The sequence below is a fragment of the Mycobacterium sp. genome, from assembly GCF_032161845.1.
GTDB lineage: Bacteria > Actinomycetota > Actinomycetes > Mycobacteriales > Mycobacteriaceae > Mycobacterium.
Genome location: NZ_JAVRQA010000273.1, coordinates 1 through 2,725, shown reverse-complemented (window position 1 = coordinate 2,725; position 2,725 = coordinate 1). Strand labels below are relative to the sequence as shown.

At 65.4% G+C, this 2,725-nt stretch carries 4 protein-coding genes; all 4 read left to right on the top strand.

Annotation, left to right across the window (positions count from 1 at the left end; all coding sequences use genetic code 11):
• On the top strand, window positions 1-561 hold a 561-nt coding region (locus QOD90_RS15175; RefSeq protein WP_526351071.1), incomplete at its 5' end, for an SDR family oxidoreductase.
• A complete protein-coding gene (locus QOD90_RS15170) occupies window positions 558-1,370 on the top strand; it encodes a mycofactocin-coupled SDR family oxidoreductase (protein WP_526351069.1) in 813 nt (270 codons plus the stop codon). The genes QOD90_RS15175 and QOD90_RS15170, both read left to right, overlap by 4 nt.
• Window positions 1,371-1,396: 26 nt before the next feature.
• Entirely contained in the window at window positions 1,397-2,209 is an 813-nt protein-coding gene (locus tag QOD90_RS15165) for a carboxymuconolactone decarboxylase family protein (RefSeq protein ID WP_526351067.1), read from the top strand.
• Window positions 2,206-2,725: aldehyde dehydrogenase family protein (locus QOD90_RS15160; RefSeq protein WP_526351065.1), on the top strand; the 520-nt coding region annotated here is incomplete at its 3' end. The genes QOD90_RS15165 and QOD90_RS15160, both read left to right, overlap by 4 nt.

The following is a 2,725-nucleotide window of genomic DNA, read 5'->3' as shown; positions in this document are numbered from 1 at the left end:
GAGCACTTCGGGCGCCTCGACATCGTCTGCGCCAACGCAGGTATCGCGACGATGGCCTTTCGTGAGCTGACCATCGCCGAAGAACTCGAACAGTGGACCGACGTGCTCGACGTCAACCTGGTGGGGGCGTTCCACACGGCGAGGGCGGCCATTCCTCACATGATCGCCGGGCAGCGCGGAGGGTCGATCGTCTTCACCAGTTCCACCGCGGGCCTGCGGGGCTTCGGTGGCCTCCAAGGTGGCGGTCTCGCGTACGCGGCGTCGAAGCACGGCATCGTAGGCCTGATGCGGACGCTATCCAATGCGCTTGCCCCCGAAAGCATCCGGGTGAACACCGTGCACCCGACCGCGGTCAACACCATGATGGCGACCAACCCTGCGATGACGTCGTTCCTCGAAAACTATCCCGAGGGCGGGCTTCACCTGCAGAACCCGATGCCCATCGGGCTTCTCGAACCCGAGGACATCAGTGCGGCAATCGCCTACCTCGTATCCGATGCCGCGAAGTACGTCACCGGCGTGACCTTTCCGGTCGACGCCGGATTCTGTAACAAGCTGTGAGCACGCCGATCGGCCGCGCCGCGGGCAAGCGGGTTTTGGTCACCGGTGCGGCACGCGGGATGGGTCGCAGCCACGCCGTGAGATTGGCCGAGGAGGGGGCAGACGTCATCCTCGTCGACATCTGCGAGTCGCTGCCCGACGTCGAGTATCCGCTGGCATCGAGGGAAGACCTCGACGAGACAGCGCGATTGGTGGAGAAGCACGGTAGGCGTGCGAGCGTCCACGTCGTCGACGTGCGCAACGCAGCAGCCTTGGCCTCCGCCGTCGACGCCGGGGTGGCAGAGTTGGGCGGCCTCGATGCGTCGGTCGCCAACGCGGGGGTGCTGACGGTCGGCACCTGGGACACCACCACTCCAGAACAGTGGCGGACCGTCATCGACGTGAATTTGATCGGGTCGTGGAACACCTGTGCGGCAGCATTGCCCCACCTGGTGGACCGGGGCGGCAGCCTGGTCAACATCAGCTCGGCCGCCGGGTTGAAGGGCACGCCGCTGCACACCCCGTACACGGCGTCCAAGCACGGCGTCGTCGGGATGAGCCGGGCTCTCGCCAACGAGCTTGCGGCGCAGAATATCCGGGTCAACACGGTGCATCCCACCGGAGTCGAGACCGGAATGCAGCCCGCGTCGTTGCACGGGTTGCTGGCCGAGCAGCGGCCCGACCTGGTGCCGATCTTCCTCAACGCCATGCCGATCGTCATGGCCGAGGCAATCGACATCAGCAACGCCGTGCTGTTCCTCGTCTCGGACGAATCCCGATACGTTACCGGCCTTGAGTTCAAGGTCGATGCCGGTGTCACCCTGCGGTGAACCGGATTTCAGAAGAGAAGGCGACGATGACCACGATGGACACCAGCCGGGCCGAACGCGGTAGGCGTGCATTCGCCGACGTGATGACGTTTCCCGCGCCCGACTCCTGCACCCCCGCAACGGCGAATCTCGTCGACTTCGTCTTCGCCGAGGTTTGGGATCGGCCTGGGCTCAGTCGTCGGGACCGACGCTTCGTGACGCTGCCCTGCGTCGCTGCTGCCGACGCCGAAGGACCGTTGCGCGACCACGTGTACGCCGCGCTCAACAGCGGCGACGTCACGATCACCGAAATGCGGGAACTCGTACTCCATTTCGCCGTGTACAGCGGATGGCCGAAGGCATCCCGATTCAACATGACCGTCGACGAACAGTGGGAGCGCATCCACCGCGACCGGGGTGAGACCGCGCCACCGGCAGAAGCGCTGCTTCCGCTCACCACACCGAGCGACCCGGAGGCGCGCCTGGCCACCGGCGAGCAGGCATTCCGCGACGTCAACTGCGTGCCCTACGTGCCGACGCGCGACAACCCGTACTCCGGTGCGGGCATCCTCAACTTCGTCTTCGGCGAGATGTGGCTTCGCCGCGGGCTCGGGATGAAGGAACGGCGGCTCGCGACGGTCACGTGCGTGGCATTCCAGGACGCCCCGTACCCGATTCTGAGCCACGTGTACGCGGCCTTGAAGAGTCGCGACATCTCGTTCGACGAAATGGACGAACTCGCTCTACATTTCGCGGCGTACTACGGATGGGCGAAGGGCTCGCACCTCAACGACGAGATTGAGCGACAAAAGGAACGCGTGCTCGAGGAATGGCGGACTGAAGGAGACGTACCACAGTGAGTGCGGTGTTGTCGCTCAGGGCAGGCGTGCTCATCGGTGGCGAGCTGATCGGTCAATCCTCCGGTGGCACTCACGAACACGTCTTCGCAGCTACCGGCCGAACCAACGTCACGGTCCCCCTCGCCGGCCAGGCCGAGATCGACCGTGCGGTCGCATCGGCGGGGGATGCCCAGAGGGCGTGGATGTCGTTGACCGTGGATCGTCGTAGGGACATGCTCATCGACCTCGCCGACGTCGTGCACGAGCATCTCGACGAGCTGGCGTTGCTCAACGTCCACGACTATGCGGTGCCAATCTCCTTCGCAGGCACCGCCCACATGCTGGAGTGGTTCCTGCGCCACTTCGCCGGTTACGTCGACAAGCCGCACGGCATCAGTTCGCCCGTCAACGGCTCGTTCGACGTGAACCTCATCGAGCGGGAGCCGTTCGGCGTCGTCGGTGTCATTACCCCTTGGAACGGTGCTCTGGCGGTGGCCGCCTCGTGTGTCGCGCCCGCGCTGGCGGCCGGTAACGCCG